This window comes from Sporomusa aerivorans (genome assembly GCF_041428895.1).
Lineage (GTDB): Bacteria > Bacillota > Negativicutes > Sporomusales > Sporomusaceae > Sporomusa > Sporomusa aerivorans.
Genome location: NZ_CP156926.1, coordinates 1,083,640 through 1,103,718, shown reverse-complemented (window position 1 = coordinate 1,103,718; position 20,079 = coordinate 1,083,640). Strand labels below are relative to the sequence as shown.

Annotated in this window: 16 protein-coding genes and 1 pseudogene; 4 read left to right on the top strand and 13 right to left on the bottom strand. The window is 47.1% G+C overall.

Features of this window, described 5'->3' with window-relative positions:
• Window positions 1–17: 17 nt before the first annotated feature.
• The 3 genes from SATMO3_RS04970 to SATMO3_RS04960 all read right to left on the bottom strand — a co-directional run bounded on the left by SATMO3_RS04970 (window position 18) and on the right by SATMO3_RS04960 (window position 4,827).
• The gene (locus SATMO3_RS04970) at window positions 18–1,322 is read right to left on the bottom strand and encodes a (Fe-S)-binding protein (protein WP_371378352.1); all 1,305 of its coding nucleotides are present in this window, start codon (window positions 1,320–1,322) and stop codon (window positions 18–20) included.
• A gap of 15 nt (window positions 1,323–1,337) precedes the next feature.
• Window positions 1,338–2,735: an FAD-binding oxidoreductase gene (locus SATMO3_RS04965; RefSeq protein WP_371378349.1), complete on the bottom strand. Its 1,398-nt coding sequence runs from the start codon at window positions 2,733–2,735 to the stop codon at window positions 1,338–1,340.
• 211 nt (window positions 2,736–2,946) lie between these two features.
• Window positions 2,947–4,827 carry a sigma 54-interacting transcriptional regulator gene (locus SATMO3_RS04960; RefSeq protein WP_371378346.1) on the bottom strand — a complete coding sequence of 627 codons (1,881 nt, stop codon included), beginning with the start codon at window positions 4,825–4,827 and terminating at the stop codon, window positions 2,947–2,949.
• Between the two features lie 100 nt (window positions 4,828–4,927).
• Between SATMO3_RS04960 and SATMO3_RS04955 the strand changes: the two genes are divergently transcribed.
• Window positions 4,928–6,121 carry a pyridoxal phosphate-dependent aminotransferase gene (locus SATMO3_RS04955; RefSeq protein ID WP_371378343.1) on the top strand — a complete coding sequence of 398 codons (1,194 nt, stop codon included), beginning with the start codon at window positions 4,928–4,930 and terminating at the stop codon, window positions 6,119–6,121.
• Here SATMO3_RS04955 and SATMO3_RS04950 read toward each other — a convergent pair.
• From SATMO3_RS04950 to SATMO3_RS04925, 6 genes and pseudogenes are all read right to left on the bottom strand, one after another.
• Window positions 6,110–6,343, bottom strand: a complete 234-nt coding sequence (locus tag SATMO3_RS04950; RefSeq protein WP_371378339.1) for an EamA family transporter — start codon at window positions 6,341–6,343, stop codon at window positions 6,110–6,112. The genes SATMO3_RS04955 and SATMO3_RS04950 overlap by 12 nt on opposite strands.
• Window positions 6,344–6,534: 191 nt before the next feature.
• A complete protein-coding gene (locus tag SATMO3_RS04945; protein WP_371381671.1) occupies window positions 6,535–6,786 on the bottom strand; it encodes a peptidoglycan-binding protein in 252 nt (83 codons plus the stop codon).
• Window positions 6,772–6,879 (bottom strand): annotated as a pseudogene (locus SATMO3_RS04940) (L,D-transpeptidase); the annotation flags it as partial. The gene SATMO3_RS04945 and the pseudogene SATMO3_RS04940, both read right to left, overlap by 15 nt.
• Before the next feature lie 18 nt (window positions 6,880–6,897).
• Complete coding sequence (locus SATMO3_RS04935; protein ID WP_371378336.1) at window positions 6,898–7,143, bottom strand: hypothetical protein; 246 nt, start codon at window positions 7,141–7,143, stop codon at window positions 6,898–6,900.
• Between the two features lie 474 nt (window positions 7,144–7,617).
• Window positions 7,618–9,195, bottom strand: coding sequence for a hypothetical protein (locus SATMO3_RS04930; RefSeq protein ID WP_371378333.1), 1,578 nt, complete (start codon window positions 9,193–9,195; stop codon window positions 7,618–7,620).
• Between the two features lie 145 nt (window positions 9,196–9,340).
• Window positions 9,341–9,553 (bottom strand): helix-turn-helix domain-containing protein, encoded by a 213-nt coding sequence (locus tag SATMO3_RS04925; protein WP_371378330.1) that lies wholly within the window; start codon window positions 9,551–9,553, stop codon window positions 9,341–9,343.
• A gap of 127 nt (window positions 9,554–9,680) precedes the next feature.
• Here SATMO3_RS04925 and SATMO3_RS04920 point away from each other — a divergent pair, with 127 nt between their 5' ends.
• The 3 genes from SATMO3_RS04920 (at window position 9,681) to SATMO3_RS04910 (ending at window position 12,749) form a co-directional block, all read left to right on the top strand.
• A complete protein-coding gene (locus SATMO3_RS04920) occupies window positions 9,681–10,103 on the top strand; it encodes a helix-turn-helix domain-containing protein (RefSeq protein WP_371378327.1) in 423 nt (140 codons plus the stop codon).
• Between the two features lie 865 nt (window positions 10,104–10,968).
• Window positions 10,969–11,370: a hypothetical protein gene (locus tag SATMO3_RS04915; RefSeq protein WP_371378324.1), complete on the top strand. Its 402-nt coding sequence runs from the start codon at window positions 10,969–10,971 to the stop codon at window positions 11,368–11,370.
• A gap of 299 nt (window positions 11,371–11,669) precedes the next feature.
• Window positions 11,670–12,749 carry a type II asparaginase gene (locus SATMO3_RS04910; RefSeq protein ID WP_371378321.1) on the top strand — a complete coding sequence of 360 codons (1,080 nt, stop codon included), beginning with the start codon at window positions 11,670–11,672 and terminating at the stop codon, window positions 12,747–12,749.
• Window positions 12,750–12,805: 56 nt separating this feature from the next.
• Here SATMO3_RS04910 and SATMO3_RS04905 read toward each other — a convergent pair whose 3' ends face one another.
• The 4 genes from SATMO3_RS04905 to SATMO3_RS04890 are packed head-to-tail and all read right to left on the bottom strand — an operon-like array spanning window position 12,806 to window position 19,942.
• Window positions 12,806–15,973, bottom strand: coding sequence for an efflux RND transporter permease subunit (locus SATMO3_RS04905; RefSeq protein ID WP_371378318.1), 3,168 nt, complete (start codon window positions 15,971–15,973; stop codon window positions 12,806–12,808).
• A 13-nt stretch (window positions 15,974–15,986) separates the two neighbouring features.
• A complete protein-coding gene (locus tag SATMO3_RS04900) occupies window positions 15,987–17,162 on the bottom strand; it encodes an efflux RND transporter periplasmic adaptor subunit (RefSeq protein ID WP_371378315.1) in 1,176 nt (391 codons plus the stop codon).
• 25 nt (window positions 17,163–17,187) lie between these two features.
• Complete coding sequence (locus SATMO3_RS04895) at window positions 17,188–18,483, bottom strand: TolC family protein (RefSeq protein ID WP_371378312.1); 1,296 nt, start codon at window positions 18,481–18,483, stop codon at window positions 17,188–17,190.
• Between the two features lie 16 nt (window positions 18,484–18,499).
• The gene (locus SATMO3_RS04890; protein ID WP_371378309.1) at window positions 18,500–19,942 is read right to left on the bottom strand and encodes an MDR family MFS transporter; all 1,443 of its coding nucleotides are present in this window, start codon (window positions 19,940–19,942) and stop codon (window positions 18,500–18,502) included.
• Window positions 19,943–20,079: the final 137 nt, after the last annotated feature.

Here is a 20,079-nt window from a genome sequence, read left to right as displayed (position 1 = left end):
TTTCTAATAAGTTGATATTAGGAAATATTGTGTTGGGCCTTGTTTTGTTTCTTGCCTGCGGCATAAGCTTGCGCCACTAATTCAATAGTGTGCATTACGTTCTGGGATTCATGGTTTTGCTCCAAGCCGTCGGTCAGATGCATCCGGCAGGAACCGCAGCCGGCGATGACCAAATCGGCGCCCGTACCGGCAATATCGGCAATTTTCCGGTCATTGATATCCCGTGACAGTTCATAATGAACCAGATTGAAACTGCCGCCCGAACCACAGCACCGTCCCGGTTCTTTCATCTCGGTGATAGTGACTCCCGGAATAGCGGAAACCAACTGGCGAACTTGCTTGGTAACACCCATTCCTCTGGCGCCAAGGTGGCACGGGTCATGGATGGTAACATGCGCCTTAACCTCACCCATAGTTGTCGTATCCAGCGGCATAACTTCGGTCAGGTACTCGGCTATATCGTACGTTTTCTTGGAAATAGTCGCCAGCTTTTTCAAATATACTTCGTCACCCTCCAGCAGCCGCTGATATTCGTGCCGCCAGGCACTGCCGCAGGAACCGCAGATTGTGACCACTGCATCAACCTTTTGCTCGAAAAAGACATCAATATTGTGTCTGGCCAATAAGCGCCCGCCTTCGGCATCGCCGGAAGTAAATACCGGATAGCCGCAGCAATGCTGGTATTTAGGCAACACTACCTCAATATTATTGGCAACGAGCACATCAATGGCAGCTTTACCGGATCCGGTATAAATATAATTGGCCATACAGCCGGTGAAAAAAGCTACTCTGGCTTTGGGACGGGCTACCTTAATCACTTCAGGGTACTCTTTGCGCAGTGACCGTGAGGCAAAAGGCGCAATAACCCGTCTCTTGGCAAGCCCCGGCATTGGGAAGCGGGAAATAGCCCCCAGCCGTTTACCCGGCAGGCGCTTGATGCCAAAATCCTGTCCCAGGGAAGCCATGCTCAGACAAAAGTCAAATAGGGCGCGGCGTTTGAGCAGACTGAAGACAGCCTTCTTGACAGGAGAAAGTCCGTTCTTTTCCGCCAGCTTTTCGCGCCCGGCCAAGATTAGCTCATCAGCGGCAACACCGCTAGGGCACTGAGCCGAACAGGTCTTGCACAGCAGGCATTTACCCAATATTTCCTGCAATTCTTCGGTTGGTACATCCTTGCCTTCCAGAAAACTGCGCAGCAGCGCAAGTTTACCCCGGGCAACCGCAGCCTCATCGTTTAATTCCTTAAATACCGGACAGGCTGACCGGCACTGACCGCACCGGACACACTGATTGACAACACGACGTAATGCGTCCGCATTCATGTTATTCACCTCCTTCTACAGTCCCATTTTGCCGGGATTTAAAATGTTGTTGGGATCAAGCGCGTGTTTAATGGTACGCATAACATCAAGCGCCGGTCCATGCTCACGCTCCATGTATTTAGCCCGCACGATGCCGACACCATGTTCACCCGTTACAGTACCGTTAAGTTTCAAAGCCATTTCGTGGATCTCGTCGCCAACTTTTTTCACCCGTTCAATCTCTTCCTGACTTTCCAGGTCAATAACCGGAGCCGAGTGGAAGTTGCCGTCAGCCACATGACCGTAGGTAACAATAATGGTATTGTACTTTTTGCCAATGGCCTGGATTCCTTCCAAGGCTGCGCCGACATTGGTTATCGGCACACAAATGTCTTCACCGATATAAACCCTGGTTGCGCCCGGGCGTACCCTGCCGCTGGCTGCGCCGACAACACTGCGCGCTTCCCACAGGCTCTTAACCTGCGCGGGATCATCAGTCCAGTTAACCTCCATGGCAATCGGCTTACATACTTCGGCCACTTTCTGAGCCTGATAAGCCACTCCCGGCGGCGGACCATCCACTTCAAAAAACAGTACTGCGGCAGCATTGTCCGGCAGTTTAATAGACGGCTTATACATGGTGGCCGCCTTAATGGCCGACTTATCCAATATTTCAATGGCCGAAGGTACAATCTTGTTGCGGAATACTTCTACAACCGCCTTACCGGCATCTCCCAGTTCTTTAAATGCGGCTACGGCAATCCCTTTTTTCTCTGGCAACGGCATAATCTTGAGACGGGCTTTGGTAATGATCCCCAGAGTACCTTCCGAGCCCACGAACAGCTTGGTGAGTTCGTAACCGGAAGCTGTTTTCAGCGAATGGCAATTCATACCACCGGTAGTGATAATACGGCCGTCGGCAAGTACCACTTCCAGCCCCAGCACATACTCCCGGGTAGTGCCGTACTTCATGGCCCGCATCCCGCTGGCATTGTAGGAAATCATACCGCCAATGGTAGCCATTTTAGTACTGCCGGGGTCAGGCGGGAAAGAGAAGCCCAGCGGCGCTAATTGCTGATTTAGGTCGGCATGCACAACACCTGGTTCAATAATGACCTGCAAATTATCGGTGTCCACCTCAATTACGCGGTTGAGCGCCGACACATCTATCACCAGGCCGCCGCCCGAAGCCACCGAACCGCCACACTGTCCGGTACCTGCCCCGCGAGGAACTACGGGAATTTTGTGCTCGTTGCAATATTTAAGCACCGGGGGAATAGCTTCGGCCGACCGGGGTGTAAAGACGGCGTCAGGCATATATTTATTCAGTTGTGAATCCAACGAAGAATCATAGGCATAACACATTAATTCAGCCTGCTCGGTACAGATGCTGTCTTTTCCGGCAATTTTCACTAACTCGTCAATATGACTCATTATTATATACCTCCTAAAAAAACTAATTTTACCCCAAGGTTATCTAATGCAAGTTGCGTGCCAAACCATTTTTGGCAAAAGCCAATTTTTGGCAAAAGCCTCCTAACTATGATAAATTCTGAACTTACTTGCGTTTTACCTGCTACCAACGATAAATGAAAAGGAGATACTGTTTCAATTGAAACAGTATCTCCTTTTCATTTATGATACACTATTCAAATTTTTTTAGCTTGCGCCAGAGCGTAGCTCTGCCAATTCCCAACAACTCAGCCGCCTTTTGCTTGTTGCCGTCTGTTTGCGCCAAAGCTTCCCGGATGGCGGCAGCATCCACTGTTCGCGCATACGGCTGCAGCCCGGAGACAGTATGCTGTTCAAAACGCAGCCTCCTTTTAAGAACACGCCGCACTTCCTCAACTCCGATAACAGGCTCTGTAGCCTGTGCTGCCAGCCGCCCGACAATATTGTACAGCTCCCGGATATTTCCCGGCCAGTCATATTGCAGCAACAGTCTCATGCCGTCCTGATCCACCCCTTCGACAGTTGTATGGTATTTGGCATTAAACTCGGCAATAAACGACCCGATGAATATCTCAATGTCGGCTTTACGTTCTCTAAGCGGCGGCACTTCGACTGTCAGCACATCAAGGCGGTAATAGAGATCCTCACGGAATTTTCCGGACTGAACCATCGCGTCCAGGTCCCGGTTAGTAGCGGCGATTACCCGGATATCAACGGGAGTGACGCGATCATCGCCCAGCCGGTACACTTCATGTTCCTGCAGCACTCTGAGCAGTCTGGTCTGCAGGTTCTCCGACATTTCCCCTATCTCATCCAGAAAAATGGTGCCGCCGTGCGCCTGTTCGAACAGCCCTGTTTTGCCGCCTTTTTTAGCACCGGTGAAGGCTCCTTCCGCATAGCCAAACAATTCACTTTCCAGTATATTTTCGGGGATGGCCGCACAATTCACCGCAACAAACGGCCCGTTTTTTCTATCGCTGGCCAAATGAATGGCGTGGGCGAAATATTCCTTGCCAACACCGGTTTCACCCAGAATGAGCACAGTGTCATCATAACGCGCAAACCGCCGGGCGTCGGCGATGGCTGTACGCATGCCAGGACATTCTGACTTGATATCCAAAAAACTATATTTTGCCATACGCCCCCGCCGGGCCAGCTCTTCGCGGGTTTTCCGCTCCACCGCCTGAAAGTGCCCTAATTCCTGCAGCGTAGCTACCCCGCCAATAACCTGGCCGCCGGAGATAATGGACTGGTAGTTAACTACTACTTCCACATCCGGGGCAATCTTTTCGATAATGCCAAGATGCCGTTCGCCTTCAGACATGCATTGGTGCAAACGGGTAATGAGCGTTTGCCTGGCGGCGCCTTCAAGACCGGCTAAATTGAGTATCCGCTCAGCCTCACTGTTGATTGCGGTAATGCCGGCCTGATTATTTATCGCCAGAATACCATAATCCACAGCATTAACAATGGTTTCTATCTGCTGCGCATTGGCATCGCGCAGCTGTTCAACAGCCAGCAAATGTCTGGCTGTTAAAAAGGCCCTGCTGAGCGCTTCTCTGCCGGAGCCGATGACAATGCCGCATAAGCCTCTGGCAATTGCCCGCTGGCTGACAGCCTGATTGCCGACAATGCAGCCTGCCCCGGCCGCCGCCGCCTGATCAATGCCGGCAGCATAATCCTGGTAGCTGTCGATAATTATTTTAAGACTTTTTTCTTTTATGCCAAGGATATCCTCAATACTGCCGACCCCCTCCACAACCGCCCTGGAGTCGATAATGGCGATGGGTTTGCCGATTTTTACAGCTTCCAGATAGGCCCGCAGGATGTCATAGCCGCCAAATTCCAGATCAACCAGGGGAATATGCGGCAATTTTTCCGAAATCATATGGTGAGTAAAGCCCCGGCTGATAAGCACCCGGGCGCCGTTTTGCACGGCAGCCTGCGCCGCTTTTACCCCATCCTTCAGGCGCGCCGCTATAATCTCGATATCCTGCTGACCGGCCGTCATTTTGGCAGCCAGGTCAGCCGCTTCAGTACTAGGTGAAATAAATACAATATAGTTACGCATCATTAAAATATAGCTCCTGCTGTGATAGTTTGGGGAAAGAAAGGAGTTTTGTCAATCTTTACGAATATGTATGTGTATCTTATCCAAAAAGGAGTACTCCGCTATGAAGCTAGCCAGTCGTTTATCAAATCTTGGTACCGAGAATGCATTTGAAGTATTAAATGAGGTGAACCGTCTCAAGGCAGCCGGCCGCGATATTATCAGTTTTGCCATCGGCGAACCGGATTTCGATACTCCTGACAATGTCAAGCAGGCCGGCATCCGGGCCATCAAGGACAACTTTACTCACTACAGCCCGTCAGCCGGCATCCTGCCGCTGCGTGAAGCCATAGCCCGCCATATTGCAAACACGCGGGCCATACAGGTAACTCCTGACGAGGTAGTTGTGACTCCCGGCGGCAAACCCATTATCTATTACATTCTGCACGCACTGGTGAATCCGGGTGATGAAGTAATCTATCCCAATCCCGGCTTTCCTATCTACGAATCTGTTATTCGCTTTACCGGCGGCATTCCGGTACCTGCCCCGATCCTGGAGGAACGGGATTTCAGCCTGGATACCCGCGAGCTGGAAAAGCGCATTACCCCCAGGACTAAGTTAATTATCCTTAACAGTCCGCACAACCCTACCGGCGGCATGCTTACACCCCAGGACCTTAAGCATATTGCCGAATTAGCCTGCCGACATGATTTGTGGATACTGTCTGACGAAATATACAGCCGCATCGCCTACGCCGGCAGCTTTGCCAGCATCAGTTCCCTGCCTGGCATGCAGGCCAGAACTATCATCCTTGACGGGTTTTCCAAAACCTATGCCATGACAGGCTGGCGGCTGGGTTATGGCATCATGCCGCAGGAACTGGCCGTTCATATTGCCCGTCTTATCACCAACTGTGAATCCTGCACCAATACTTTTGTTCAATACGGTGGCCTGGAAGCGCTGACCGGTCCGCAGGCCTTCGTCGAGGGCATGGTCGCAGAATTTAAGGCCAGGCGTGATTTAATTGTTGCCGGCTTAAACAGTATCCCGGGGGTTTCCTGCAAAGTGCCCAAGGGCGCATTCTATGTTTTCCCCAACGTGACCGAGGCATGCAAAAAATTACGCCTTGCCGACGGCAAAGCCCTGCAGCAATACCTGCTTCATACCGCTAGTGTCGCCGCCCTGCCCCGCTCGGCCTTCGGGGAGCGAAACACCGGCGAAACCCAGGAATATCTCCGGTTCTCCTATGCCACCTCGCGCGAAAACATTGTCAAGGGCCTGGAACGCATTGCCCAGGCTATGGCTTTAATACCGTAGCAACCTTAAAACTGTAGGAAAGTATCCAGTCATATCCACAGGATTAGGGTTGTCACGGTCCATACTGCCCTGGAAAAATACCACGCCTAGCAGAAAGAGTGCCATGATGACTGCGCGTACAGCTGTTGCCGTATTCGCATCCACCGACTGCAGGCCGATCTTGCCGAAGATACCAACCAGAGCCGCCATTGCCGCCGATAGTAACCCGTATATGAGCCACATATCAAGCTTCCTCCCTACGATGTAGTAATAACTAACTCCCCTTTATTTCGATTTCTACATCAGATTTCCTTTATGTAGTAAATCAACTTATGCTAATTCCTTTGGTGCCAGCGTAAAAAATTTGTCCTTATCCACAAAGGACCATTAAAAATGCACTTGTCGGGGACTGCCGTCAAGTGCATTTTTATCGGTTATAACTTAAGAAGATTCATCGTTTTTTCATCAGTAATACCTGTCTCCGGCAGTCTATTATCCCGTTGGAAAGCCCGGAGAGCCGCCTCGGTGTCTTTGCCGAATACACCCTTGGCCCGTTCCTGGTAATAGCCCAATTGTACCAGTTTTAGCTGCAGCACGACAACATCAGGGCCGGCTACACCCCGCCTAAGTGTTCGTTCAATTCTGGGTTTCGGGCCGATGATATCGACCGGTGTGCCGACAGGCACCCACTCATACAGTTCTTCCGAATCATGATTCCGCATGCGGATACAGCCATGACTGGCAAAGCTGCCAATGGACCAGGGCGCGCTGACAACATGGAAATAAAGGTATTCAGATTACAACTCCACATACCACCGCTTCTCATAGTCATCATAAAATAGATACACCTGCTTATTCATGATCCGACATATGTACCTCATACCATACCCGCCCGCTTTGGTAGACGCAGCCGGCCGAGCGTCCAGTAGGCGGTCAACATCGAAGTCCCTGCCGTCCGGCCAGTGGATTGCCAGCGGCTTAATGTTGCCTGCTGCATCGTGTTTGGCTGTTACGCCTACAGGTATTTTGTGTTTATTTTCCATATTGTACCTCGCCACAGAACATTTGTTTGGTTTTAGTTTAGAGCATGCGTTCGAAAATTACAAGCGGTAAACGGCTGGAAATAAAAAAAAGACCCGGCGCTGTAACCGGGCGAAACTAGGTAAGTATGGTTTCAAAGGAGATGAACTCATTATATTGGGATGATATTTGAATTGCCTTTAAAAATAAAAAAGAGCCCCGGTCATTACAACCGGGGACAAAAATGGGTGCACGTAAAACCAATTTTCTTATCGCTCGCTAACCTTAGAATTAGCTTAAAAATATAAGATATTAATTCACAATTAAGTAAACAAGCTTCATCCATGCGAATGGCCGCGAGATATCACATAAAAAAGGACCCGGCTATAGCAGCCGGGTAAATGAGGAGACTATTCATGAAAAAGCACTTTCATTATAATAGGCTAATTTTAGGATTACCTTTAAATAAAAATAAAACCGCACCCCGGAGGATGCGGCTAGTTTGGCGGAAACAGTGTAACTGGCTTACTTTCGTTATTGGGTAAGATTTCAATTACCCTTAATACAGAATGTCTTTCGTCAATGACTTCATAATTTTTACCATAAGCAGCCAACGATTTAACTTCTGCCCTTATAGAATCACCATGCCCAATATAGAATAGTCGATTACGAAAGTCCTGCAACCATTCTTCATCTAAAATTTTAGCATCGATAGTTTTATTGCCAAATTTGAGAGTCCACTGCGATTCGCCAAGAAAGTCAGGCTTTTTCGCTTTCAATATTATAATAGCTGTATTCTCAGTAGTTTCACTAGAAATAATCTGTTGGGCAACTTCTGCAGGAATGTCGAATTTTGGATTAAACATAGAACACGCCCCATTGTTTGTGTAAAAAGTAACTCGATCTGTTGCTGCAAGTTGCTGAGTAGCAACAGTTATATTCTTTAAGTCAGATATTAAATGCTCCCATTTCAAAGGCGTATAACAGTTTAGTTGACTTAATTCAGTATCTTCAGCTAATGCTTTTATTTCTCCTTCAAGGGGTATAATATCTGCTTCGCAAGTAATTGTATTATTTTCCTCTAAAAATCGAAGAATTGAATGCTTTCCTTGAACCAAAAAATGACCAAGGACTTTCTTCCACTCTCCATCTTTTATTACGGCATCAGGAATGTCTTTTAACTTTTGCGCAATCCATACCTTGATTGACCCTTTTTCTATATCTTCCAACACAAGAATGGGCTCAATATCTGTATCAACACATGTCACTAAGTGACGATCAATCTCTTGAAAGCTTTTTATTAGCTTTGCTATACTATCGAAAACACGCTCGGGATTCGGTGCAGTAGGGTCAAAATCAATATGAATACAAAAATCTTCAATTAAATCTGTTTTGCCATCATTACACCTCCCATCACGGCTTTGACAAGTTTCACTACTTTCAGGACGATAATACACTTCAATACCTTTGACGCTTTTCTGTGGCAATGCCCAGGAGCAATGTATCACAGATACCACGGTCCCGTCTTTTTGGTGGTATGTTTCCTGGGCAACCCGTACAACAGTAGTAAGCTGTTTATAATCTTTCGGTCCCACCCACACGCGCGCCACTTCTATTGTCCAAGTTTCAACGGGAGCCGTTGAATAGCAAGTTGCCCCTGCGATACTTGTAGATGCCACATATGTACCATTACCCAGCCAAGGAACCCATTCCCCGCCTTTAATCCGGTATTCTGCCGCAAGCCTGACCCATGCTGATTCAAGCCCGCCGTTATCGTTCATGTGATATAAGCCATTCGGGAATTCAACATCAATCCGCAATCCTTGGCCTGCATTGCCGTCTGTCGCCTGGGTAGACCACGTACTTTCTTGCAGTTCGTAACTTAGGCTTTGGTTTGCATAGGTGTCTGAAAAGTTAGTTATTGGTTCCTGATCATTGGTTCCCAGGCGTACATCAACCTGCACGCCGGTATAGTTTTCTACCGGGTTGCCGTTGATTTCGATGTCTGTTATTTCGTCAACCGGACCCTGCCCACCGGTATAAAGGACGCTTAAATATTGCTTATCTCCATCCACGGTAATGTCTCTTGACAGTTCAGTTCCCGCGGTCACCATAGCACCAAAGCTTTTTCTCCTGACGGAAGTTCAACTATACACGCTATGTCAGTTAACGAATTGCGAATCTAACACTGTTGCCTTTTTAGCATATTTTTTCACCTCCTCACCCTGTTTTCTGTAGCTTCTTGGGTTTGTCGCCGATTAGGTCGTCAATAGTTACTCCAAGAGCATCGGCAATACGTTTGGCAACTGGCAATGTTGGTTGTTTCTTGCCGTGAATTATGTCTGAAATATGGGATTGACTTACATCTGATCTTTTAGCAAGCTCATAGCCTGACATATCTTTTAATTTCATGATTTTAGTTAGGTTTTTCATGTTTTCACCTCCTGAACTCATAATACTACGCCTATGAGTAGTATATTAATAGTAAAAGCGGAGTATTTTATATTTTTTATTTTTAATATACAATAGCAATAGCGAAGTATAAAAAGAGGTGAACATTGTGAGTTTTTCGGAAAAACTTAAACTGATACTTACCGAAAAAGGTATTTCACAATATAGGCTTTCTAAATTATCAGGCATAAGCCAATCAACATTAAGCGACATTATAACCGGTAAAAAATCACCTAACGGTATTACTCTTCGGAAAATATGTGATGCTTTGGGTCTGTCGTTAGCTGAGTTTGATGAAAATAAAAAAGAGGCAGCAGAATTGCTACCTCGCATAAAAGAAAATATTGAAAAAAGAAACCTAAGGGAAACAAACGAATTTGTTTATGGCCTAATTGACAATATGTCTCCAGAAGAACTTGAAAAAGAAATTGCAGAATTAATTCCTATAGCGGAAAAAATAAAAGGCCTCTCTGCTAAAAACAAAGAGGCTATTATGACAATTATCGATTCACTTGCTTCGCGCGAGACATAAGCTTAATAATAAGTAATTTAGTAATAATATCTATAGTTTCTTCATCATATTTTTTGTCTTTACATTCGTTTTTTTGATTAACATCCCTCTCCACTTAAGCTCCCCCAATCACATACATAAGTACATATAAGTGTAATAACAACTCCGAACGTTTCCGAACATATGTTCTGTGTTAATTATACCTCTATACCAATTTTGGAGCAACTTATTTTTCAAACAATTCCTCCTTGCTTGTCAAGTTTTTAATGCTACACCACCGCATTTCCCAGTCCCACCAAGCGCATTGTTGTCGGCAACATGTCACAAGTTTTCCCGACCCAATGCTCGAGATGGGGCATGCCACTTCGTGGACACTTCCTAAATAAACGTATAGCTCTTCAACCGTTTTGTTTAATAGCTTTGCAATAACTGCCATCTCTTTTGGTCTAATTGTTGCTTGTCCGTTGATTATTTCCGATGCCCTGCGGTGGCTCAAATTTATGCCGTCCTCTGCGGCTGCGTCGACTAAAGTTTTAGGTCTAAGGCCAAAGTCTCGTAATATCATAGATACACCTTCCTGATTGGAGTGTATCTATTATTTGCACATCTTTACCATCTATCACACCCCCCCCTTAAAAATTTAAGCCTTCTTCTGGACAATAAATTATTTTCCTGCCTATTTTTACATAATTTTACCAATTAAGCAGGGAAATTTTCCGACAATTTAGCTTATGATTATTCGCATTCGACATAGAGATATATCAAGTTTTGTTGAAAAAGTGTAAAGGTGTAGCACCTTTCTATTATTTCGACAAAAATAGACTAAATAAAACCACAGCCTATTCGCAGCAGCAAAGGCCGTGGTTTGTTTATTAGGAGGTATTATATGGATAAGGTCCCTAATTGGTTAAGATGGATTCTGTTTATCCCTGCATCGTTTACAGCTTTTGTGATTATCAGACTAATAAATCGTCTAACGTTTTTGTTCTTGTTTGATCCATATAGTTTTCTTTTTAAAGTATTGAATTTAGCAGTTGAGGGTACTTTGGCTACCGCCGCCTTGTTAATAACGGCCTATTATATCGCGCCGCATAATAAAAAAACCGTAGTAATTGCTTCTTCTGGAGTTGTTAGCGCCATTTATTTGGTTGGGATCACAATAAGTTTAACCAGTAATGTTCCGGTGCCTATTTGGGAAATAACGCTAGTAGGACTGTTGACTATAATTACATGCATTGTTACAAGCATTCAGGTATCAAAATATGAAAGCAGTACAGGAGTCAAATAATGCAAGCTATTTACTGCCGCGTAAGTACAGAGGACCAAGCAAAAACAGGATATTCACTACCAGATCAGATAGCCTCCTGCAAGGCACTGCTGCACAAATTAGGCAAGACAGATAAGCGAAAGGCTATTAATTGTAAAACCGGGATAGATAATTTGCAATTATTCAAAATAAGTACGCCTAGCAAGGACATGCTTGCAATTCGAATCTAAATAGAAAAATTTACCATTTATGGAACTTTGTAAAATATTCCAATTTGGCTATAATGAACTTGAAATTCATATTGCGAGGAGGGGTCCTGATTGAACCGGAAAATTTATATTTCCCTGGCAATCCTCTGCGTACTGGTGTTGAGTCTGCAAGCAGCGTGCTTCGCGCGAACGCCCGACAAACTTCCCAATGTCAAGATTCTGGCCACAGGCGGAACCATTGCCGGTTCCGGCGCGACCAACACGACCACGGTAGGCTACACCGCGGCAGTTACTCCTGTGGATGCCTTAATCAACAATGTTCCTGAACTTAAGAAAATAGCCAATGTCAGCGGTGAACAGATTTCCCAGATCGCCAGCGAGAATATGACAAATGAAGTTTGGCTTAAACTGGCCAAACAGGTCAATACTTTGCTCTCGCAGGACGATGTCGACGGAATTGTCATTACCCATGGTACTGATACACTGGAAGAGACGGCCTACTTCCTCAATTTAGTTGTAAAAAGCGAAAAACCTGTTGTCGTAGTTGGTTCCATGCGTCCGCCCACTGCTATGAGCGCTGACGGCATGCTTAATCTCTATCGCGCCACAATCCTGGCCGGCAGCCGGGAAGCTGCCGGCAAAGGCGTACTTGTAATGCTTAACGACACTATCCACGCCGGCCGCGACGTCACAAAAACCATCACTGACCGCGTAGACACCTTCCGCGCGCCGGAAATTGGTCCACTCGGTTTCTTTACCGGGGATAAACCGGTATTTTATAGGGCTCCGCTGCGCAAGCATACCGTTTTTACCGAGTTTGACATCAGTCAGCTAACCGATTTGCCCCGGGTCGATATTGTTTACCACTACGCCAATAATACCGGCGATGTAATAAAAGCTCTGACCCAGGCCGGCGTTAAGGGCATTGTCCACGCCGGTACCGGTAACGGCAGTATCGGCAAGGTTGAATACCCCGCAGTTGAAGCTGCTCAGGAAAAAGGAGTCGTGATTGTAAGAAGCGCCCGCGTGGGTAATGGCATTGTGGCCCGCAACGGTGAAGCCAATGACGACAAATATAACTTTGTCGCCGGCGATAATCTCAATCCGCAAAAAGCGCGCATTCTGCTGATGCTGGCTCTCACCAAAACCAGCAACCCTGAAGACATCCAGCGAATGTTTTGGGAGTATTAGAAACAAAGAACTCCGGGCTCAGCCCGGAGTTCTTTGTTGTCAAGCAGGAAGTGGCGCTACGCCTGCCTATTCATCTTCTCTTTATTGTTAACGATAGTTTGCCTGCTGCGCCAGCTTATGAGCTTCTCAGTGATCTTTTCCACCACGACAAAAAGCACAGGAATCAGGAATATTCCCATTGCCGTTGCGGCAAGCATACCGCCGACAACGGCTGTTCCCATCGAATTTCTGGCACCGGCGCCGGCGCCGGTGGCGGCAGCCAGGGGAATGCAGCCAATAATAAAGGCTAAGGAAGTCATAAGAATGGGCCGCAGGCGGATTTTCGCCGCTTCAATGGCTGCCTGAACCGGCGCCATCCCATTATCGACCCTTACTTTGGCAAATTCAACGATTAGTATCGCATTCTTGGCCGCCAAACCGATGAGCATGACCAGCCCGATCTGCATATAAACACTGTTTTCTAAATTGCGCACATACTGGAACAGGAAGGCGCCGAAAACCCCGGTCGGTACCGAAAGTAAAACCGCAAAAGGAACACTCCAGCTTTCATACAGAGCTGCCAGACACAAAAAGACAAAGACGATAGCCATTGTGAACACCAGCGCCGTTCGCGAGCCGGAAAGCTTTTCTTCCCGGCTTTGCCCCGACCACTCGTAGGTATAGCCGCTTGATAATGTTTGTTTGGCGACTTCTTCCAGTGCGGCCATAGCCTGCCCGGAACTGTAGCCGTCAGCCTGAGTGCCGTTGATCTGCACGGCCTTCACCCCGTTAAAACGGGTAATGGTCGTGGGCGCGTTAATCTTTTTCGGTTTAATTAGCGTATTGAGCGGTACCATTACGTCACTGGAACTTTTTACATAAATGAACCTTGTCGCATTCACATCATTGCGGTAAGATGTTTCGGCCTGAACCGTTACCTTATAGGCCCGGCCAAACTTATTAAAGTCATTAACCTGCTGGCCGCCTAAATACACTTGCAATGCAGTAAACACATCATCAACCGCGACACCCAGTTGTTCCGCTTTTTCACGGTCTACCTCAAATTCATAACCAGGCGTATTGGTTTTAAAATTTGAGGAAATCGAAGCAATCTCCGGGCGCTCCTTGGCGGCGGCCACAAACTTCTGGGCCATGCTGTCCAAATCGGTCAGCGAGCCGCCGCTCCGGTCCTGCAGCATCAGTGTAAAACCGCCTACCGTACCCAGACCCGGTAAGCTGGAGGGAGCAAAGGCCAGAACCGTGCCCTCCGGAAACTGGGCGCCACTCATAAAGGTCTTGCCAATCGCGGCGTTAAGCTTTAGTTCGGCTGTCTGCCGCTTATCCCAGGAGTCCAGGGATACAAACATAGCCCCGGTATTAGACTTGGTGCCTCCGCCCAGCAGATCAAAACCCGCGATCGCCATAGTATTGGTAACGCCGGGCAGCGCACTTACCTTGGCAGTAAACTGCTGCAAAACATCAATGGTCCGATTTAGACTGGACGCCTCAGGCAACGTAATGGCCGTTATGTAATACCCCTGATCTTCCTGCGGTACAAAGGAAGTCGGCACCAGCTTATATAAACCGCCGGTCAGGATAAGCAGCACCAGCAGCAAAACAAGACACAGCCGGGCCTTGGGCATAAGCTTGTCAAGCCCTTTGCCATACCGGGCAACATTGCTCTCAAACCAGGTATTAAATTTACTAAAGAATCTGGCCAATAAGCCATTATGCGCCTGCGGATCATGCGGCGTAAGCAGCATTACGCACAGCGCCGGCGTAAGCGACAAGGCCACCACGGCCGACAAAGCCATGGACACCACAATTGTGAGGGCAAACTGTTTGTACAGAATCCCTGTAGTGCCGCTCAGGAAAGCAACCGGAATAAATACCGACGCCAGCACGAAAGCGATTGCCACAACCGGGCCGGAAACTTCGCTCATGGCGCGTTTGGTAGCTTCACGCGGCGAAAGGCCGGAATAGCGCATATGATGCTCGACCGCTTCAATAACAACGATAGCGTCGTCAACAACAAGTCCAATGGCCAGCACCAGCGCAAACAGGGTCAGGGTATTAATGGTAAACCCCAGAGCGCTAAAGGCGCCAAAGGTACCCAAAAGCGAGACTGGGATGGCCAGAACCGGGATCAGGGTAGCCCGCCAGTTCTGCAGGAAAACAAACACTACAACAATAACTAACAGCAATGCTTCCAGGAAAGTTTTAACTACTTCCTGCATGGATTCGCGTACAAATTCGGTATTGTCAACAACAATTTTATACTGCAAATCACCGGGGAAATTCTGAGACGTTTTTTCCAGTACAGCGCGCACATTGCTGATGGTCTCGAGCGCATTGGCGTCACTGGTAAGTTTTATACCAAAGCCGGCAGCCACATGCCCGTTCATCATGCTGTTAAAATTATAATCCTTGCTGGCCAGTTCCACCCGGGCGATATCTTTTATCCGGACAAAAGATCCATCGGACTTGGCCCGGACAATGATATCCTCAAACTCCTTTTGATCGGTAAGGCGGCCTTTTACTCTGGCAGTATACTGAAATTGCTGCTTGGAATCTGCCGGCATTTTGCCGAATGCTCCGGCGGCTGCCTGTACGTTTTGGGTTTCGATCGCCGAAGTCACTTCACTGACTGCAATGCCTAGCTGCGCCATTTTTTCCGGCTGCAGCCATATCCGCATGCTGTAGTCGGAGCCAAAGGCCGACACTTCGCCGACACCTTTGACCCGTTTGATATCATCAACCATGTAAATAGTGCCGTAGTTTTTCATGAATTTGCTGTCATAACTGTCACTCGGCGACCAAAGCGTAAATATCAAAGACATATCCTGGGAAGATTTCCGGGTCGTAACCCCGGAGGTTTGCACGGTACTGGGCAGAGAGGCATTGGCCTGCGCAACCCGGTTTTGGGTCTGTACAGAGGCCGTATCTGAGTTTTTCTCGGTCTCAAACTGCACATTGAGTGAATATGAACCGGAGTCGGTGCTGGTTGAAGACATATACACCATGTCTTCAACCCCGTTGACTTGCTCTTCAATGACCTGGGCCACCGTCTGGTCGACAACATCGGCATTAGCGCCCTCATAGGTAGCACTTACGGAAATTGTCGGCGGAGAAATTTGCGGATATTGGGCTATCGGCAGAGTAAAGGCGGCGGTTACGCCTACCAAGGTAATAACAATCGATAAAACGATAGCGAAAACGGGGCGGTTAATAAAGAAATTGGCCATAATAACGCCCCCCCTATTGGTTGACCGGAGTCTGGTTTTCCGGTTGTATCATGGTAACGGTAAGCGCAGTTCCCTGTTTAACCTTATCAATGCCTTCCACAACAACCCGGTCGTCAGCCGTAAGGCCCGATTCCACCAGCCACATATCGCCAATTCTGTTGCCTAATTTCACTTGCCGGCTTTCAGCCTTGTTGTCAGCCGTAACCACAGTAACAAAGGTATTTTCCAATACTTCCTTAACTGCTTTCTGCGGAATCAGTAAAGCTCCCGACCTCACGCCTTCCTGCACAACCACCCGGGCGAACATCCCCGGCAGCAGGAAAGTCTGAGGATTATCAAAACTGGCTTTGATGGTAATGGTACCGGTCGTGTCACTAATCCCCCTGTCGATTTGCTCCACACGCCCTATGGCCGGATATTCCTTGCCGTCGCTCAGCACAAGCTTTAAATGCTCTTTAAAACTAGGCGGCAATACGCCGTCGCCGCTGCGTATGTAGGTCAAATACTCCGTCTCACTCATGTTAAATTGTACCCAAACCGGATTAACGGACGATACGGTAGCCAGGGTCGTTGAACCGGCAACTACATAATTACCAAGACTAACATCATTCACATCAATCCGGCCGTCAACCGGGGAAAGAATTAAGGTATCCTGCTCGTCCTCAATCGCTTGTTGCAAACTGGCCCGGTTAACTTCAACCGAAGCCGCATCTTCCTCGGCCTGGGCGATATAAGCATCCAGGGTTTGTTGCGAAACGCCCTTGATTGCCGCCAATTTTTGATAACGTTCTACGTCTTTTTGAGTATTATTAAGCGTTGCCTGTGATTTGGACAGTGCCGCCCTGGCCGAATTGATTGCCGACCGGTATTGCTTATTATCAATCTGGAACAATGGCTGCCCCTTATAGACCGTATCACCGCCATTGACCATCTTGGTCACTACATTGCCGGCAACCTTGGACATAATCTTTATTTCGCTTTTGGCTTTTACCTGTCCCACATATTCACGGGTAAGCTCCGTATCGCGCGTTACTACTTGCATGGCTTTTACAACTACAGGCCCTGTACCCATTCCCGCCCCCCCCATGCCGGTTTTGGTCAGCAACCCGCTGCGATAAATAGCGCCACCAAACAAAACAGCTATCACAAAGATACCTATGTATAATTTTCTTGATCCTTTTACACTCATTTGTATGCCTCCTATCTTAGCGCGTCTATTGCACCGGCAGGCCCATAGCCTGCTCGAGTTTTGCCTTGTTGGTGTTAAAATCGTACAACGCCTGGCTATAATCCTTTTTCGCAGAATCCAGCGACAATACCGCGTCACGCAAATCAAGATTGGTGCCAATACCAACTTCATAACGTGCTTTCTGGATCATTAGACTTTCTTCGGCCTGTTCTACCGATACCTTGTTGGTATCAATTCTTTTTTCAGCTTCGTACATACTAAGATAATACTGACGCACATTTAGGAGGATAGTATCGCGCTGCTGCTTTGCCTTATCCATCACCATATCCACATTATACCGGGCTTGCTTAATTTGGGAGTCGGTGATACCGGCATCAAAAACATTAAGTGATGTTGTTATTTTCAGCAGCCAGTTACTGTTTTTTGACCCTATCAAATGACTGTCATACCAGTCCTGCTCAGCAGTCAATTCAACCGACGGCCGCCGGCCGCTCTTCGCGATATCTACATCATATTGGGCGCTGGCCACTTTGGCCTCATATTGCGCCAGCTCAGGCCGGTGCTCCAGAGCATGCTGCAGGCATTCCGCCAGAGACTTGGGGTACTTTGCATAGGTAAAATCATCTTTAAGCGCAATTTCGGTACTATGCGGCAAACCAAGATCATTATTCAGGGCTGCCACTGCATTTGTGTAGTTATTTTGGGCTGTAATCAAATCGTCCTGCGCTTTGGCCAAATCCACCTGACTTGACAGCACATCGGTTTTAGCGACTAACCCTAAAGCAAATTTATCTTTAACCAGTTGCAGATGCTCTTCATAATTCTTAACTGTCTCCTGATTGATCTGTACTTCAGTGCGGTATTCCAAGACGGTAAGGTAGTCGCTCACAACCGTGAGCCTAAGTTGCTGCTTAGCAGTCTCCATGTCCAGGTCCGCGACCTTAAGATCCAGCTTGGCCTGTTCAATCTGCCCTTCCAGTTTACCGCCGGAATACAAGGGTACAGAAAGTGTCAGCTGATTATCAAAATTATTCGTGTACACATAGGAAGATGTTCCGGTCTCCGCCGGCGGAGTGTTATACCGCTGATCGGTATGAGTTAAATTGACGGAAAGTCCTTTATTTTTTTTGGCTTCTTTCATAGCCCAAAACGATTTTTCCCTGGCTGATTTTGCATATTTAATGTCATAATTATTTGTTAAGGCCAGCGCTATACTGTCCTCTACCGATAGTTCCACCGCGGCGGCAAACACCGGTTGGGCTGCCGCCAGCAAAAGCATGACAGGAATGCTTATCAGTAAATGCTGTAGATATCTTCTCATACGAAACCTCCCAAAACTATTCTGATTGCAAACGATTGCCCCGTTTGATAAACATAGCCATTAACACGCCGATAACCGCTAACCAAAAACCAAACGTGAAGGCAGCTTGAATGCCGGCAATTAGCCCATCGCTAAGTTTTGACATTCCTGGTTCTGTTAGACTTGCCAAATAACGGTGCTGACCAACATTCATAACGGTGATACTCAAAGCCGTTCCAACCGCCCCGGCCAATTGCTGAATGGTATTCATGACAGCGGTTCCATGCGGATACAGCTTGCGTGGTAACTGATTAAGCCCGTTAGTCTGTGCCGGCATCATAATCATGGACACGCCAATCATCAGAAAGCAATGCAGTACAATAATTACAGGCAATGTTGACGTATTTGTTACTCCTGAGAAAAAGCCTAACGTTACTGCAACAATTGCCATACCGGGAATAACCATTCGCTTAGGACCAAACTTGTCAAACAGGTGTCCGGTAAGCGGGGATATCAGGCCGTTAAGAACGCCACCAGGCAAAAGCACCAGTCCGACCGTAAAAGTAGAGTATTTAAGCCCATTTTGCAGATATAAAGGGGTAAGCACAAGAAAGGAGAATATGATCAGCATCGCAACCATGACTAACAATACGCCAAGCGCAAACATCGGATACGTAAATACCTTTAAATTAAGCAGGGGCTCTTTCATCACTAATTGCCGCCAGATAAAAAGTATCAACACCACTATGCCAATCGCCAATGAAAGTATGGCTGCCGGCAAAGAGCTGGTCGCAGCGCCTTCTCCCAGGCTGCTTAACCCGTACACCAAACCGCCAAAACCTATGCTTGACAGTACAATAGACAAATAGTCGATTTTGACTTTTTTTATTTCTGATACATTTTGCATAAATTTATAGCCAAATACTAAATCAAAAACCAGAAATGGAACCAGCACCCAAAAGAGCCAATGCCAGTGCATATACTGCAAAATTAAACCAGCCACTGTTGGCGCAATAGCTGGAGCAAACATTACAATCAGTCCTACCGTTCCCATGACCGAACCGCGCTTCTCCACCGGACTAATGAGTAATATTGTGTTAAGCATTAACGGTATAAATAGCCCGGTCCCGGCTGCTTGAATGAGCCTGCCAAACAAAAGCGCCTCAAAACAAGAGGAAACGGCGGCAATTAATGTTCCTCCCGTAAAAAGGCCCAACGCACATAAAAACAATTGTCTGGTAGAAAATAACTGCAGCAATAATGCTGACACGGGAATCAATATACTGATAACAAGCATATAACCGGTTGTCAGCCATTGGACTGTTATGGCTGACACATTCAAATCCTGCATTAAACTCCCTAATGCAACGTTTAGTGACATTTCACTAAACATGCCAAGAAAAGCCCCCAGCAACAATGAAATCATGATTGGCAAAGATTCCACTTGACGATCATACTGACTAACGAGAGATGGGATCATAGATTGCTCCTTTAAATATCTTAGAATTTACCTGGCGTTGTCAAAAAGTATAATTTTAGATAGCTGCTACAAATCATGGTATAATAATTTTATTAAATATTTATTTACAGTTAACATTCATATATAGTAAATAGTTG

Bases quoted from the DNA above. Each gene is read 5' to 3' on its own strand.
- SATMO3_RS04970 (WP_371378352.1), bottom strand. From the start codon at position 1,322: ATGAATGCGGACGCATTACGTCGTGTTGTCAATCAGTGTGTCCGGTGC.
- SATMO3_RS04935 (WP_371378336.1), bottom strand. From the start codon at position 7,143: ATGGAAAATAAACACAAAATACCTGTAGGCGTAACAGCCAAACACGAT.
- SATMO3_RS04965 (WP_371378349.1), bottom strand. From the start codon at position 2,735: ATGAGTCATATTGACGAGTTAGTGAAAATTGCCGGAAAAGACAGCATC.
- SATMO3_RS04950 (WP_371378339.1), bottom strand. From the start codon at position 6,343: ATGTGGCTCATATACGGGTTACTATCGGCGGCAATGGCGGCTCTGGTT.
- SATMO3_RS04925 (WP_371378330.1), bottom strand. From the start codon at position 9,553: ATGAAAAACCTAACTAAAATCATGAAATTAAAAGATATGTCAGGCTAT.
- SATMO3_RS04915 (WP_371378324.1), top strand. From the start codon at position 10,969: ATGGATAAGGTCCCTAATTGGTTAAGATGGATTCTGTTTATCCCTGCA.
- SATMO3_RS04900 (WP_371378315.1), bottom strand. From the start codon at position 17,162: ATGAGTGTAAAAGGATCAAGAAAATTATACATAGGTATCTTTGTGATA.
- SATMO3_RS04895 (WP_371378312.1), bottom strand. From the start codon at position 18,483: ATGAGAAGATATCTACAGCATTTACTGATAAGCATTCCTGTCATGCTT.
- SATMO3_RS04960 (WP_371378346.1), bottom strand. From the start codon at position 4,827: ATGATGCGTAACTATATTGTATTTATTTCACCTAGTACTGAAGCGGCT.
- SATMO3_RS04890 (WP_371378309.1), bottom strand. From the start codon at position 19,942: ATGATCCCATCTCTCGTTAGTCAGTATGATCGTCAAGTGGAATCTTTG.
- SATMO3_RS04905 (WP_371378318.1), bottom strand. From the start codon at position 15,973: ATGGCCAATTTCTTTATTAACCGCCCCGTTTTCGCTATCGTTTTATCG.
- SATMO3_RS04955 (WP_371378343.1), top strand. From the start codon at position 4,928: ATGAAGCTAGCCAGTCGTTTATCAAATCTTGGTACCGAGAATGCATTT.